This is a genomic window from Fluviirhizobium alvei (assembly GCF_030551875.1).
GTDB classification, from domain to species: Bacteria; Pseudomonadota; Alphaproteobacteria; order Rhizobiales; family Rhizobiaceae; genus Rhizobium_E; species Rhizobium_E alvei.
This window is the reverse complement of sequence record NZ_JAUOZU010000012.1, coordinates 124,807-138,494: the sequence shown is the minus strand read 5'-3', so window position 1 is coordinate 138,494 and position 13,688 is coordinate 124,807. Positions and strand designations below refer to the sequence as shown.

Annotated in this window: 14 protein-coding genes; 6 read left to right on the top strand and 8 right to left on the bottom strand. The window is 60.7% G+C overall.

Annotation, left to right across the window (positions count from 1 at the left end; genetic code table 11):
* Positions 1-43: 43 nt before the first annotated feature.
* From Q4481_RS16620 to Q4481_RS16605, 4 genes are all read left to right on the top strand, one after another.
* The gene (locus tag Q4481_RS16620; RefSeq protein WP_304377524.1) at positions 44-1,570 is read left to right on the top strand and encodes a di-heme oxidoreductase family protein; all 1,527 of its coding nucleotides are present in this window, start codon (positions 44-46) and stop codon (positions 1,568-1,570) included.
* Complete coding sequence (locus Q4481_RS16615) at positions 1,570-2,652, top strand: imelysin family protein (RefSeq protein WP_304377523.1); 1,083 nt, start codon at positions 1,570-1,572, stop codon at positions 2,650-2,652. Before Q4481_RS16620 ends, Q4481_RS16615 begins: the two co-directional genes overlap by 1 nt.
* Before the next feature lies 1 nt (position 2,653).
* A complete protein-coding gene (locus Q4481_RS16610; RefSeq protein ID WP_304377522.1) occupies positions 2,654-3,736 on the top strand; it encodes a DUF1513 domain-containing protein in 1,083 nt (360 codons plus the stop codon).
* An 89-nt stretch (positions 3,737-3,825) separates the two neighbouring features.
* Positions 3,826-5,505: a glycoside hydrolase family 3 protein gene (locus Q4481_RS16605; RefSeq protein WP_304377521.1), complete on the top strand. Its 1,680-nt coding sequence runs from the start codon at positions 3,826-3,828 to the stop codon at positions 5,503-5,505.
* On the opposite strand, the gene Q4481_RS16600 is transcribed toward Q4481_RS16605, so the two are convergent.
* Genes Q4481_RS16600 through Q4481_RS16585 form a run of 4 tightly spaced genes read right to left on the bottom strand, consistent with a single transcriptional unit; the run spans position 5,499 to position 9,164 of the window.
* Positions 5,499-6,557 carry a 3-carboxy-cis,cis-muconate cycloisomerase gene (locus Q4481_RS16600; protein WP_304377520.1) on the bottom strand — a complete coding sequence of 353 codons (1,059 nt, stop codon included), beginning with the start codon at positions 6,555-6,557 and terminating at the stop codon, positions 5,499-5,501. The two genes, Q4481_RS16605 and Q4481_RS16600, sit on opposite strands and share 7 nt — an antisense overlap.
* A 1-nt stretch (position 6,558) precedes the next feature.
* Positions 6,559-7,761: a 3-oxoadipyl-CoA thiolase gene (gene pcaF, locus Q4481_RS16595; RefSeq protein WP_304377519.1), complete on the bottom strand. Its 1,203-nt coding sequence runs from the start codon at positions 7,759-7,761 to the stop codon at positions 6,559-6,561.
* Between the two features lie 9 nt (positions 7,762-7,770).
* Entirely contained in the window at positions 7,771-8,460 is a 690-nt protein-coding gene (locus Q4481_RS16590; protein ID WP_304377518.1) for a CoA transferase subunit B, read from the bottom strand.
* Positions 8,457-9,164, bottom strand: coding sequence for a 3-oxoacid CoA-transferase subunit A (locus tag Q4481_RS16585; protein WP_304377517.1), 708 nt, complete (start codon positions 9,162-9,164; stop codon positions 8,457-8,459). The genes Q4481_RS16590 and Q4481_RS16585 overlap by 4 nt, the downstream gene beginning before the upstream one ends.
* A 132-nt stretch (positions 9,165-9,296) precedes the next feature.
* Between Q4481_RS16585 and Q4481_RS16580 the strand changes: the two genes are divergently transcribed.
* The gene (locus Q4481_RS16580; RefSeq protein ID WP_304377516.1) at positions 9,297-10,058 is read left to right on the top strand and encodes an IclR family transcriptional regulator; all 762 of its coding nucleotides are present in this window, start codon (positions 9,297-9,299) and stop codon (positions 10,056-10,058) included.
* 28 nt (positions 10,059-10,086) lie between these two features.
* Here Q4481_RS16580 and pcaG read toward each other — a convergent pair whose 3' ends face one another.
* The 4 genes from pcaG to pcaD are packed head-to-tail and all read right to left on the bottom strand — an operon-like array spanning position 10,087 to position 12,665.
* The gene (pcaG, locus tag Q4481_RS16575; protein WP_304377515.1) at positions 10,087-10,710 is read right to left on the bottom strand and encodes a protocatechuate 3,4-dioxygenase subunit alpha; all 624 of its coding nucleotides are present in this window, start codon (positions 10,708-10,710) and stop codon (positions 10,087-10,089) included.
* A gap of 1 nt (position 10,711) precedes the next feature.
* The gene (gene pcaH, locus Q4481_RS16570) at positions 10,712-11,452 is read right to left on the bottom strand and encodes a protocatechuate 3,4-dioxygenase subunit beta (RefSeq protein ID WP_304377514.1); all 741 of its coding nucleotides are present in this window, start codon (positions 11,450-11,452) and stop codon (positions 10,712-10,714) included.
* A 17-nt stretch (positions 11,453-11,469) separates the two neighbouring features.
* Complete coding sequence (pcaC, locus tag Q4481_RS16565) at positions 11,470-11,868, bottom strand: 4-carboxymuconolactone decarboxylase (RefSeq protein ID WP_304377513.1); 399 nt, start codon at positions 11,866-11,868, stop codon at positions 11,470-11,472.
* A gap of 8 nt (positions 11,869-11,876) precedes the next feature.
* Complete coding sequence (pcaD, locus tag Q4481_RS16560) at positions 11,877-12,665, bottom strand: 3-oxoadipate enol-lactonase (RefSeq protein ID WP_304377512.1); 789 nt, start codon at positions 12,663-12,665, stop codon at positions 11,877-11,879.
* 92 nt (positions 12,666-12,757) lie between these two features.
* Between pcaD and pcaQ the strand changes: the two genes are divergently transcribed.
* Entirely contained in the window at positions 12,758-13,681 is a 924-nt protein-coding gene (gene pcaQ / locus Q4481_RS16555; protein ID WP_304377511.1) for a pca operon transcription factor PcaQ, read from the top strand.
* The last annotated feature ends 7 nt before the right edge of the window (positions 13,682-13,688 follow it).

Below are 13,688 nucleotides of genomic sequence, written 5' to 3'. Positions count from 1 at the left end.
GGGAGGTCTGGTCTCTGTCGGGCCTCCACCGCATATGCGATCGATGAAAAAGAAAATCGTGCCCGGCTTGGCCATCGGCCTAGCCGGGCTCTTGTCAGGCCTACTTGCCGGGCCAGCCCTTGCGGACGGTCTCGGCGAGCGGGACGACCTGACCCCGGAAGAACGGCAGAAGGTTGAGCGCGTGATCGCGCCCGCCGTCGATTTTTCCAAGGCAGAACCGTTCGAGGCAATGCAGGCGGGTGCCGCCACCAGCATCGAGACGCCGGATCGGCAGGCCTTCTCCTATTTCTCCGCCAATCTCCCCGAAGCGGCCGTTTTCGATTTTCGGCTGGGCAACGCGCTTTTCCGCAAGATCTGGGTCCCGGCTCCGTCATCGACGCAGGCATCGGATGGGCTCGGGCCCTTCTACAATGCCCGCTCCTGCGAGGCCTGCCACCGCAATGACGGGCGCGGCCATCCGCCGGAGGGCGCCGAGGATGCGACCTCAATGTTCCTTCGTCTCGCAAGGGCACCGCGCGACGCGGAGGAACGCCAGGCCATCAAGGACGCAAAGGTCCTTAACTTTCCCGACCGGATCTATGGCGGCCAGTTGCAGGACAAGGCGATTGCCGGCTTTGCCCCGGAAGGCCGGATGCAGATCCGTTACGAGGATGAGCCGTTCCGGTATCCGGATGGTACGACGGTAACGCTGCGGAAGCCGCACTATCAGGCTATTGACCTGCGCTACGGCCCGCTGGAGGCCGACGCGACCGTCTCGCCGCGCATGGCGCCGGCCATGATCGGTCTCGGACTGATCGAGGCGATCGCCGACGAGGATCTGCAGGCATTGGCCGATACCGAAGACAAAAATGGCGATGGCATCTCCGGCAAGCTGCAGCGAACGCGGGATCTTTCGGGTCAACCCGCGATCGGCCGGTTTGGCTGGAAGGCCGAGCAAGCGACCATCGAGGCGCAGTCGGCCCACGCCTTCCTCGGGGATATCGGTATTTCCACCCCGATCCTGCCGGCAAATTCCGGTGACTGTACGGCACTGCAGCCCGATTGTATGGCGGCTCCCTCCGGCGAACAGGCCCGGCTTGGTCCCTCAGAAGCTCCTGATCCTGTTCTGTCGCTCGTGACCTTCTATTCGAGACATCTGGCCGTTCCCGCTCGCCGCAAATCTGGCTCGCCGGATGTGCTCGCTGGTAAGCAGGCCTTCTATCAAAGCGGCTGTGTCGCCTGCCATCAGCCCAAGTTCGTTACCAGCAAGAGCGTAACCGACAAGGCTCTTCGCTATCAGTTGATCTGGCCCTATTCGGATTTTCTGCTGCATGACATGGGTGAGGGCCTGGCCGATGGTCAGGTCGTCGGTCTTGCCACCGGAAATGAGTGGCGTACGCCGCCGCTCTGGGGTATCGGACTGACGAAGGTCGTCAGCGGCGCAGAATTCTATCTTCATGATGGAAGGGCGCGCAGCCTCGAGGAGGCCATTCTCTGGCATGGCGGTGAGGCTGCCGCCGCACGACATGCTTTCGCCAACCTTCAGGCTGAAGAACGCGCAAACTTGATCCGTTTTCTGGAGTCCCTGTGATGAGAATTCATTCCGCGCTGGCTGCCATCCTGCTTGTGCTGGGGACCGCCGTCCCGTCTTTCGCACTCGATGAGGCGGTTGCAGGGAAGGTGATGGAAAAGGCCGTCGATCAGTTCATCAAGCCGGGATATGCTCAGTTTCATGCATCGGCAGCGACGCTCGCAGCGGAAACCGGCAAATTGTGTGCCGATCCCGATGCAGCCCAACTGTCCAGGGTTCAGGATGCTTTCACGAAAACGGCCAAGGACTGGGCCCGGATCGAGATCGTCCGCCTGGGCCCGGTGCTTGAGAAGAACCGTTTCGAGCGGGTCCTGTTTTATCCCGACCGCAAGTCGATCGGCATGAAGCAGGTGCAGGCGCTTCTGGCCAAGCCCGATGATGATGCGACGGATCCGGCCAAACTCGCCACCAAGAGCGTTGCGATCCAGGGGCTGGGCGCCTTCGAGTTTCTGTTTTTCGGTTTCTACCCTGAAGGGCTGATCGCGAAGAAGAACAGCTTCCATTGCCGTTATGGCCTGGCGATCGCCCGCAATGTCGAGACGATTGCCGCCGATCTCGACCGGATCTGGTCCGAACCCGAGGGCGTCCAGAAGGACTGGAAACAGCCCGGTCCGGCCAACGCGCTCTATCGCGATCATGCTGAAGCAATTGCCGCGCTCATCGGCGTCCATGTCCATGGCGTCGAATATGTGCGCGACCAGCGGATCAAGGCCTTCTACAAGGGCAAGAATGGCAAGACCCTGCCTAAGGCTGCGCTGTACTGGCGATCGGCAAACACGATGCCGGTCATCGCCGCCAATCTCGCCGGGCTCGATGATCTCTGGAAAGTCAGCGACATGCGCTCGCTTCTGGGCGAAGACGCCGGTTCGCTCGCCGATGCAGTGGAGTTCGACTACAAGACGGCGCGTCAGGCGGTCGAAAAGCTCATTCCACCCTCGCGGGAGGCTTTGGATGACAAGGCCTATCAGAAACGGCTGGAATTCATCGAATTCACCCTCAAGGATGCCATCGCCCGCATCGACAAGGATGTCGCAGGCACGATCGGCCTCGGCGCCGGCTTCTCCTTTGCGGATGGCGACTGAGATGCGGCTCATCGCTCCGATCAGCAAGCGGTCCTTTCTCAAGGCCGCGGGAGCCAGCTTTGCCACCCAGCTTCTTCCGCCCGCCGCTTTCGCGCTCGAGCGCACGGAGGCAATCTTCGCGGCGGCCTTCATGACGCCGCAGGAAAGCTATGGCGTCGCGCTTCTGTCCGAGACCGGCGACGAGATTGCCCGCATCGATCTGCCCGATCGTGGCCATGATGTCACTTTTGATCCGGTCTCGCGGCGAGCGGTGGCATTCGCACGCCGGCCCGGCACCTTCGCACTGGTGTTTGACACTGTCTCCGGCGAGACCGTGAAGCTGATCGAGGCGGCCGAAGACCGCCATTTCTTCGGCCATGGCGCCTTCTCGCCCGATGGCAAGCTGCTCTATATCGCCGAGAACGACTTCGACAATTATGCCGGCATGATCGGCCTTTACGATGCACGTGCGGATTTCCGCAAGGTCGGCGAATTTCCCGCCCACGGCATGGATACGCACGATATCCAGATCATCGAAGGTGGCCGCTATATGGCGATCGCCAATGGTGGCATCAAGCAGCATCCCGACCAGGGTCGCGCCAAGCTCAATCTCGACCATATGGAGCCATCGCTCGTCATCGTCGATCTCGCACAGGGCCAACTGGTTGAAAAGCAGACCCTGCCTGAAGAGATCAGGCAATTGTCGACCCGCCATATGGATATCGATGCGAAGGGTGCCATCTGGTTCGGCTGCCAGTTTGAAGGTGCGCGTGACCGTCGCCCCCAGCTGCTGGGGCGGTTCCGCCGTGGTGAGGCCTTCTCGTTCCTCAAAATGCCCGAAGATGTGCTCGATGGCTTTGACAATTACATTGGTTCGGTGATGGTCAACCGGGAAAATGGTCTGGTTGCGGTCTCCTCGCCCAAGGGTGGGCAGTGGGCGGCCTTCCATGTGGAGAACGGCCAGCTTGCCTTTCGGGAAAAGATTGCTGGCGTCTGCGGTCTGGTGCCGGAGGGAAAATCCTTCCTGCGGTCGACGGAAAACGGTAACTTTGGCAGCAAGTCGATGCCGCTCGCCTGGGACAATCATATCACCCGACTCGTTTGATTGCTCAGGCGTTGACAGGCGATCGCAAACCGATGAAAGCTTAAACCGACAAGGTTATCGGTATTGCAATCACTCGGGAGGATTGAGCCATGTCGATCTATGACAGCCTCGCAAATACACCGTTCAATCTCGATGAAAAGGCCATCACCTGGGTTCGCCGAACGTTTACTGGCCTGTCACTGGATGAGAAGATTGGTCAGATCTTCGTTCTGCTTATGATGGGAAAGGATCAGGAAGAATTTGACCGCATAAAACGGCTCAGCCCGGGCGGCGTGACGCGCTTCTACACAGCTGATCTCGACTATGAACGCGCTGTTCTCGAGGACATGATCGAGGCCAATCCGGTGCCGCTTATCATCACTGCCGATCTTGAGGGTAGCCGCCATTCTTTTGCCTTCGGTACCCCGGTACTCGGTCAGCTCGGCCTCGCCGCCGTCGATGATGTCGAGGCGACGCGCGCCTCCTCGGCGATTCTGGCGCGCGAAGGCAGGGCCATGGGCGTGACCTGGTCGTTTACGCCGGTCATCGACATCAATGCCGCCTTCCGCTCGGCGATCGTTGGTACCCGTGCCTTCGGCTCTGATGTCGAGCGTATCGAGCGCCATGCGCTGGCGCATATCGCCGGCTTGCAGGCCAATGGTGTAGCCGCTACGGTCAAGCATTGGCCGGGCGAAGGCTTTGATGATCGCGACCAGCATCTGGTCACCACCATCAATCCTCTGTCGATTGACGAATGGATGGCGACATTCGGGCGTCTCTACAAGACTATGTTCGCAGCCGGCGTGATGTCGGTTATGAGCGCCCATATCGCCTTTCCCGCCTATATCCGTTCAAAAATGGCCAATGCCGGGCTCGAGGCCTTTCGCCCCGCCTCCGTTTCGAAGCTCCTGACCACGACGCTCTTGCGCGAGGAGCTCGGCTTCAACGGCATCATTGTCTCGGACGCATCCGACATGGCGGGTCTAGGTGCTTGGGATCATCATCTCGTCACCAAGCCGGAGATTATCGCCGCCGGCTGCGATGTCGTGCTGTTTTCCAATACACCGGAAGAAGACATGGCTGCGGTGAAGGCGGCCGTCCTCTCCGGTCAGATCACGGAGGCCCGGCTCGAAGAAGCTGTGGTGCGGGTTCTGGCGCTCAAGGCCAAGCTTGGTTTGTTTTCGAAATCGGATGTCCTGCCGCCAGCGGCGGAGGCGAAGACGGTTCTGGCCGCGGCAGAGAGTGCCGCAACCTCCAGGGCCATCATCGCCCGTTCGCCGACACTGGTGAAGGATGTCAAGGGCCTGTTTCCGCTCGATCCGGTCAAACACCGGCGGATCCTGTTCGTCGATGGCGGGATTAACCACCCACTGATTTCTGTTCCGATGAAATTCGTGTTGCCGGATCTCTTGCGCAAGGAAGGCTTCGAAATCACCGTTGATAACGCCGAGATCAAGCCATCGCCCGACGATTTCGACCTGGTGCTCTATGCACTTGGAGACGAATCGCTCCTGGTGCGTAGCCATATCTTTCTCGATTGGCACAAGCTTGGCGGCGGCGGGCTCTATCGCACCATGCTGAGAACCTGGACGTCGATCCCGACGGCGATCATCTCCTTTGGCCATCCCTATTATCTCTATGATGCGCCGCGGGTGCCGGCCTATATCAATGCCTATTCGACGATGGACAGCGTGCAGGAGGCGGTGGTCGAGTGCATGATGGGTCGCAAACCGTTCAATTTATCTAGCCCGGTCGATGCTTTTTGTGGCCTTGAGGATGCGCGTTACTGATAGCCACCGATTCTCTTGATCGAGGCCAGCATGGCATCGGCATGAACAAGCGAAATGCCGGTGGCATTCAACATCTGCGGCAGGATCATCCATTCCAGCGTCCAGGCGGCGCCTGACCGTTCTTGCTCGTGAACAAGCGATTGGTGAAGGCCGGAAAGCTGGACCGCGTTGAACCGCGCCAGCGCCACCAGCACCTCGGCACGCACCGGGTTCTGCTTGTGCGCCATGGCCGAGGAGCCGCCGCCGCCCGATAGAGCGATTTCGGCCATTTCGTTCTGGGCCATCAGGGCCACGTCCTGGCCGATCTTGCCGAAAGCACCCGTAACCTTCGACAGCCAGTTGCCGAGATCGGCAATCCGGTCGCGCGCGGCATGCGGCACATAGGTTGGCACGCCAAGGCCAAGACGCCGGGCAAGCGAAATCCGGACGGCATTGATTCTGTCGCCGAACTTCTCGGAACTGCCGGCGGCGCCGGCGAGGCTGACGACGAGAACGCGCTCGCGGATCATCGGCAGATCGTCCTGCGCGCGGTCGACCAACCCCTTCCAGACGGCAAGCCGGTTGGCCACCGATATCGGGATCGCCGCCTGCATGCGGGTTCGACCCATCAGGTCACGATCCCCGAAATTGGCAAGAAGACTGCCGAGCCATTTCGAGATCGCCGCGAGGCGCGTCTCGTAAAGATCAAACAGCGGCTTGAGCTTCAGTGCCAGCGCCGTGTCGATCACATCCTGCGAGGTGGCGCCGAAATGCAGGCTGTCGCTCGCAGGCGCCCCGATATGGGCACGCATCTGCTTGACGAAATCGGCCGGCACCACGCCATCGCGCAGGGCGCCGATCGCCAGCTGGCTGCGGTCCGGCGCGAAATTCGCGCCGGCTTCCGCAATCCGGTTTGCCGCCTGTTCCGAAATCAGCCCATGTTCCGCTTCGCTGATTGCCAGCGCGATTTCGAATTCGCGCATAGCGCGGATATCGGCATCGGTGCCGATCATCCGGGCCGTTTCATCATCGATCAGCAATGGGCCGAGGAACCCGGCAAGCAATTCCGTCATGTCACACCCGTTCGAGACCCACGGCGATGCCCTGGCCGACGCCAATGCACATGGTGGAGATCGAATACTTGCCGCCAGTCAGCGCAAGTTGCAAGGCCGCCGTGCCGGTAATACGGGCGCCCGACATGCCCAGTGGATGGCCGAGTGCGATGGCGCCGCCATTCGGATTGACGCGGGAATCGTCATCAGCGATGCCGAGCTCGCGAAGCGTAGCAAGCCCCTGGCTGGCAAAGGCCTCGTTGAGTTCGATCACGTCGAGCTGTTCCTGCTTCAGCCCAAGCCGGGCAAGAAGCTTTGCCGTTGCGGGTGCCGGGCCGATGCCCATGATGCGCGGCGGCACGCCGGCGGTGGCACCGCCGAGAATGCGGGCGATCGGGGTCAGACCATATTTCTTCGCAGCCGCTTCCGAAGCGATGATGAGGGCAGCCGCGCCATCATTGACGCCAGAAGCGTTGCCGGCGGTAATGGTGCCGTCGGCGCGAACGATCGGCTTCAGCTTGCCGAGCGCTTCCATGGTCGTGGCACGCGGATGTTCATCCTTGTCGACGACGATCGGATCGCCCTTGCGCTGGGGAATCGTCACCGGCGTGATTTCCTTGCCGAGACGCCCGTTGGCCTGTGCTTCGGCAGCTTTCGCCTGCGAACGCAGGGCAAAGGCATCCTGGTCCTCGCGATTGACCTTGTAATCGTCAGCGACATTTTCGGCGGTTTCCGGCATCGAATCGACGCCATACTGCTTCTTCATCAGCGGATTGATGAAGCGCCAGCCGATCGTCGTGTCCTGCAGTTCCATCGACCGCGAGAAGGCGCTGTCCGCCTTGCCCATGACGAAAGGAGCCCGGCTCATGCTCTCGACGCCACCGGCGATCACCAGTTCGGCTTCGCCGGCCTTGATGGAACGGGCAGCCGTGATGATGGCATCCATGCCGGATCCGCAGAGGCGGTTGATGGTTGTGCCGGTGACCTTGACCGGATAGCCGGCGAGCAGCAGCGACATGCGGGCAACCGAGCGGTTGTCTTCGCCCGCCTGGTTGGCGCAGCCGAAGATGACGTCATCGATCGCTTCAAGGTCGAGCGAGGGATGGGCCTCGGCAAGCGCCTTCAGCGGAATGGCGCCGAGATCATCGGCACGCACGGCAGAGAGCGAACCGCCGAAACGGCCGATCGGCGTGCGCACATAGGCGCAGATATAGGCTTCAGACATGATGTTTCCTCAGAGTTTCGGCACGACGAGATCGGCAACGGGACCATCGACATGCAAGGGGGCGCCGGTCATGGCCTGCAATTCGTCCATCGTCATGTCGGCCAGCTTCTCGCGGACGACGAAACGGCCATCGACGATATCGATCACGGCATGGCTCGTATAAACGCGGGTGATGCAGCCGACGCCGGTCAGCGGGAAGGTGCATTGATCGACCAGCTTGGGCTTGCCATCCTTGGTCACATGTTCGGTAATGACGACGACCTGCTTGGCGCCATGTACAAGGTCCATCGCGCCGCCAACGGCGGGAACGCCCTTGGAGCCGACGCGCCAGTTGGCGAGGTCACCGTTCTGTGCGACCTGGTAGGCGCCGAGAATGGCGACGTCGAGATGGCCACCGCGCACCATGGCAAAGCTGTCGGCATGGTGGAAGAACGCAGCCCCCGGCTTCAAGGTCACGGCCTTCTTGCCGGCATTGATCAGGTCCCAGTCTTCCTCCCCCGGCGCTGGCGGTTCGCCGAAGTTGAGAATGCCGTTCTCGGTATGGAAAATCGCCTCGCGGCCCGGCGGCTGGAACTTGGCGACCATTTCCGGGAACCCGATGCCGAGATTGACATAGGCGCCATCCTGAATGTCCTGGGCTGCGCGCCAGGCGATCTGGGCGTTGGAAAGCTTGATGTCTTCGCGTGTGTTGACGGTCATGCGTAGGCCACCCCGGCTCGAATGAGCTCTTCTTCCTGTTGCGGATTCTTCACTTCCACCACGCCATTGACAAAGATGCCGGGCGTGATGACCTGTTCGGGATCGATGCCGCCCGCCGGCACGATGGTGGAAACCTGGGCAATCGTCCGGGCTGCGGCCATGCACATCAGCGGATTGAAGTTGCGGCCGGCCTTGTTGTAGGTGAGGTTGCCGTGCGTATCCCCGACATGGGCCTTCACGATGGCGAAATCGGCCTTGAGCCAGCGCTCCTGTACATAGGACCGGCCTTCGAATTCGGCGATCACCTTGCCATTGGCGAGCTCGGTGCCATAGGCGGTCGGTGTATAGAAGGCCGGAATGCCCGCGCCACCGGCACGGATACGTTCGGCAAGCGTCCCCTGCGGCACCAGTTCCAGCTCGATTTCGCCAGCGAGATAGCGGTCGGTGAAAGCCCGCGGATCCGACGAGCGCGGAAACGAGCAGATCATTTTCTTGATCATGCCGGCATCGATCATCGCCGCGATACCGATACGGCCGTTGCCCGCATTGTTGTTGATGACGGTGAGCCCCTTGGGGCCCTTGTCGATCAGAGCATGAATGAGTTCGATCGGGGCGCCTGAGCCACCGAAGCCACCGATCATCACGGTGGCGCCATCACCGATATCGGCGACCGCCTCCTTGAGGCTTGCAATCGTCTTGTCCATCAGATCCTCCGTTCCGGATGCGTGCAAATGCAATCCGGCGATGGTGGAAAGCCTAAGCAGGAATTGGCTCGACGGCAATGGTTTTGTGCGTTATATGAACTTTGTTCGAATATCGCACAAAATGAGGCGAGAATGACGGTCAAGGAACGCGATGTCATGGGAGGCCTGCTCAAGGGTCTGAAGGTTATCGAAGCCTTCAGCGCCGAGCGGCCGCGCCTGTCGATCTCGGAAGCAGCCGAGATAACGGATCTCGACCGCGCAACGACCCGCCGTTGTCTGCTGACGCTGTCGGAATCAGGCTATGCCGATTACGACGGCAAGTTCTTCACGCTGACGCCGCGCGTGCTGCGGCTCGGCACCGGCTGTCTCGCTGCCATGCCGCTACCACGCATCGTCCAGCCGGTGCTCGATCGTCTCAGCCAGGAGATCGGCGAAAGCACGAGCGTGTCGATCCTCGATGAGACCGAGATCGTCTATGTCGCCCGCGCCGCCCAGCGCCGTGTCATGTCGATAGCGCTGATGCCCGGCTCGCGCCTGCCCGCCTACTGCACTTCGATGGGTCGGGTCCTGCTCGCGGCATTGGATCCGGCGGAGGCCAGACGGCTGTTCGAAGCCTCGTCCCTTGAAAAGCGGACGGAGCGTACGGTGACCGATATCGATGCGCTGATGGCTGTGCTCGCAACGGTACGGAATGACGGCTATGCCATCATTGATCAGGAGGTGGAAATCGGGTTGCGTTCGATCGCAGTGCCGTTGCGCAATGCGCGCCAGCAGGTGGTTGCAGCCTTGAATGTCGGATTGTCGGTGGGGGTAGAACCGCCGTCTGTCCTTGTCGAACGCTACCTGCCGGCGCTTGGAAAGGTCAGCAGGGAACTGGCGTCGATGCTGAGTTGAGCGGCGCCCCGAAGGGCGCCACCGGTTTTTACATGTCGAAGAAGATCGTTTCCTTGTCGCCCTGCAGGTGGATGTCGAAATGGATCGTGTCTCCATCCCGACGGCCGATCAGGGTCGGCACGCGCACCTTCAGTTCGATCATGTTGAGGATCGGGTCTTCGCTGTTGGCCTTCTCCTCGTCGGAGAAATACATGCGGGTATGCAGACCGATATTGATGCCGCGTGCCACCACCCAGAAGGTGATGTGCGGAGCCTGCAGGCGCGGATCGCGATCGCGGAAAGGCGTGCGGCCCGGCTTGATCGTCTCGAACACGAATTCGCCGGTATCCATGTCGCCCGGGCAACGGGCCCAGCCGGTGAAGTTCGGATCGGCCTTGCCGCGCGTTTCGGTCGGGCTGGGGAACAATCCGTCCGCATCCGCCTGCCAGATTTCCACCAGCGCATCCTTGAGCGGCGTGCCGGTGCCGTCATAGACATGGCCGCGAATGGTGATGCGCTCGCCCTTGGTCTTGTCATTGGTGAGCGGACCCGAGCCGAGATCCTTGTCGAAGATGCCGTGGATGCCGGTAAAATTCGGCGTGCAGCCGATATGCACGTAGGGGCCGGCGGTCTGGGAAGGGGTTTCCTTCAGGTAACCGAGAGACTGTACCATATCAGTTGCCCTCCTTGCGGTTTTCGAACAGGGTCGAGCGGCGGCCGCGCAGAACGATATCGAACTTGTAGGCGCGCATATCCATTGGAATGGTCGCGTTGAGATCGAGCGGCGCGATGAGCTGGTTGATCGCCTCTTCGGACGGGATCGTCTTGACGATCGGACATTTCCAGATCAGCGGATCGCCTTCGAAATACATCTGGGTGATCAGGCGCTGACCGAAGCCATGGCCGAACACCGAGAAATGGATGTGTGCCGGACGCCAGTCATTGACCCAGTTCATCCACGGATAGGGGCCGGGCTTGATGGTCTTGAACCAGTAATAGCCATCCTCGTCGGTGATGGTCCGGCCGACGCCGCCGAAATTCGGGTCGATCGCGGCAAGATAGGTTTCCTTCTTGTGGCGATAGCGCCCGCCGGCATTGGCCTGCCAGAATTCCACCAGCGTGTTGGGCACACCGCGGCCCCGTTCATCGAGCACGCGGCCATGCACGAGAATGCGCTGGCCGATCGGCATTTCGCCCGGCTTGGCATAGTTCATGATCAGGTCGTTATCGAGCTCGTTGAGCATGTTGTGGCCGAAGACCGGGCCTGTGATTTCGCTCTTGGTGCCTTCGAACGACAGAAGGGCGCGTTGCGGCGAGCGGGTCACGGATGTCTTGTAGATTTCCGTATAGGCTGGCGGGTGCCATTGGCGATCCCGAGCGAAAAACGCGCCTGTCTCAGGCATCGTGTTTTTCATGGTCCTTCCTCCTAGGGTTAAGCGGTTGCTTCCATCTCTTCCAGCACATTTTTTATGATCTTGATGGCATGGTTGGCGGCCGGAACACCGGCATAGATCGCCACATGCAGCATGGCTTCGCGCAGGTCTTCCTTGGTCGCGCCGGTGTTGGCCGTGGCGCGTACATGCATGGCGACTTCGTCATAATGGCCGAGTGCCGCCAGAAGCGCGATCGTTACCATCGAACGCTCGCGCTTGGTCCAGTTGGGCCGCGACCAGACATGACCCCAGGCCGACTCGGTGATCAGCGTCTGAAAGGGCTCGTCGAACGGGGTCTTGTTCTTCTCGGCATTGTCGACATGCTTGTTGCCGAGCACGGATCGGCGCGTCTCCATGCCCTGAAGGAAGCGGTCGCTGGGCTGATCTTTGCTCGACATGGTGCCTCTTATCCTTCGGAAATGAAATCGGTCAGCAGTTCGGCAAGCGCCTCGGGCTGTTCGACACAGGGAATGTGGCCGCATCCCTCGATGATCTCGAATTCCGCATCGGGAATGAGCTCGGATGTCGAGCGGACAAGATCCGGCGGCGTCGAGCCGTCCTGGTCACCGACGATGCAAAGCGTCGGTACCTTGATGCTGCGAACGAGATCGGTGAAATCGGCATCGCGAATGGCGGCGCAGGTTCCGTTGTAACCGGCCACCGGCTGTCGGATGAGCATGTTGCGATATCCGACGAGATCGATCGCGCGCTTGTCGCGGAAGTCTCTGGTGAACCAGCGTTCCAGAACTGCGTCGGCCATCGGCTCGATGCCATTGGCGGCAATCGCCTCGATGCGGCCGTTCCACATGTCCGGTGTGCCGATCTTGTGGGCGGTGTCGCACAGGATGATCTTTTCGACGAGATCCGGCCGCTTCTTGTAGACGCCCTGGGTGATCAACCCGCCGACCGAAAGCCCGCAGATATTGGCCTTCCTGATGCCGACATGTGCCATGAGCGCGATAAGATCGTCAGCATGGTCCTCGATCGTATAGGGAGCTGCACCGACATCGGACAGTCCATGGCCGCGCTTGTCATAGAGCAGGATCGACCAATCTTCGGTCAGTTCATCGATCAGCGGCAGCCAGATCCGGAAATCGGTTCCGAGCGAATTGATGAGCACCAGAACCGGCGCCTTGGGCGATTCCGTCAGATATTCGTAATGCAGCACATTGCCGTTGATCTTGGCGAAAGCCATGGCGTGATCCTCTTCCTGATCTTTGAATAACGGATGAATTTCGTTCGGTATAATGATATTTACGACCAAACACATAACCAAGAGATTATGCATTGGATCATCGAATCAAGTTCCGACACCTGCAGACTCTTATAGAGGTTGCGCGACAGAAAAGCGTGGGCAAGGCGGCTGACGTGCTTTCGGTCACCCAGCCGGCAGTAACCCGCACGATCCGCGAGCTGGAGGAAATCCTCGGCGCCGAACTGTTCGAGAAGGATGGGCGCGGCATCCGCATTACCCGGTTCGGAGAGGTGTTTCTACGCCATGCGGGCGAGAGCATTGCGGCCATCAGGCGTGGCGTCGAATCGATCGCGCAGGCGCGCAACTCGATGGGCCCACCGATCCGGATCGGCGCCTTGCCCACCGCATCGGCGAGTTTCATGCCCGATGCGGTGGCAGAGTTCATGCAGGCCGGCACAGGCAGTCCCGTGACCATTGCGACGGGAGAAAACCGCTGGCTTCTCGATGCGCTCCGCACCGGCGATCTCGATCTCGTCGTTGGGCGCCTGGCCGCACCCGAGCGCATGACCGGCCTGCATTTCGAGCCGCTTTATTCGGAAGAGGTCGTCTTTGCTGTCCGGCCGGATCATCCGCTGCGCGGTCGCCGCCAGTTTTCGCTCAGTGAACTCACGGCGTATACGGTGCTGATGCCGACGGCAGCCTCCATCATCCGGCCGTTCGTGGACCGGCTCTTGGTGACCAATGGCATCCCGGATCTCGCCAATGTCATCGAGACGGTATCGGACAGTTTCGGCCGCGCCTATCTCGCGCGCAACGATGCGATATGGATCATTTCACGCGGTGTCATCGCCAATGACCTCGCGACCGGGCAACTCGCCACCCTCGATATCGACACGTCCGAAACCAGAGGTGCCGTTGGCCTGACGTTGCGCGCCGATGCCGTACCCAACCTGTCGCTGACGATCATGATCAATACCATTCGCGAACATGCGAAACGGACGGGCAGGGGCCTTTAGGGTTCTG

Coding starts and splice junctions, on each gene's coding strand:
- pcaH (WP_304377514.1), bottom strand. CDS start 11,452: ATGAAAAACACGATGCCTGAGACAGGCGCGTTTTTCGCTCGGGATCGC.
- Q4481_RS16620 (WP_304377524.1), top strand. CDS start 44: ATGAAAAAGAAAATCGTGCCCGGCTTGGCCATCGGCCTAGCCGGGCTC.
- Q4481_RS16610 (WP_304377522.1), top strand. CDS start 2,654: ATGCGGCTCATCGCTCCGATCAGCAAGCGGTCCTTTCTCAAGGCCGCG.
- pcaC (WP_304377513.1), bottom strand. CDS start 11,868: ATGTCGAGCAAAGATCAGCCCAGCGACCGCTTCCTTCAGGGCATGGAG.
- Q4481_RS16600 (WP_304377520.1), bottom strand. CDS start 6,557: ATGACGGAATTGCTTGCCGGGTTCCTCGGCCCATTGCTGATCGATGAT.
- Q4481_RS16615 (WP_304377523.1), top strand. CDS start 1,570: ATGAGAATTCATTCCGCGCTGGCTGCCATCCTGCTTGTGCTGGGGACC.
- Q4481_RS16605 (WP_304377521.1), top strand. CDS start 3,826: ATGTCGATCTATGACAGCCTCGCAAATACACCGTTCAATCTCGATGAA.
- pcaG (WP_304377515.1), bottom strand. CDS start 10,710: ATGGTACAGTCTCTCGGTTACCTGAAGGAAACCCCTTCCCAGACCGCC.
- Q4481_RS16590 (WP_304377518.1), bottom strand. CDS start 8,460: ATGACCGTCAACACACGCGAAGACATCAAGCTTTCCAACGCCCAGATC.
- pcaD (WP_304377512.1), bottom strand. CDS start 12,665: ATGGCTTTCGCCAAGATCAACGGCAATGTGCTGCATTACGAATATCTG.
- Q4481_RS16580 (WP_304377516.1), top strand. CDS start 9,297: ATGACGGTCAAGGAACGCGATGTCATGGGAGGCCTGCTCAAGGGTCTG.
- pcaF (WP_304377519.1), bottom strand. CDS start 7,761: ATGTCTGAAGCCTATATCTGCGCCTATGTGCGCACGCCGATCGGCCGT.
- Q4481_RS16585 (WP_304377517.1), bottom strand. CDS start 9,164: ATGGACAAGACGATTGCAAGCCTCAAGGAGGCGGTCGCCGATATCGGT.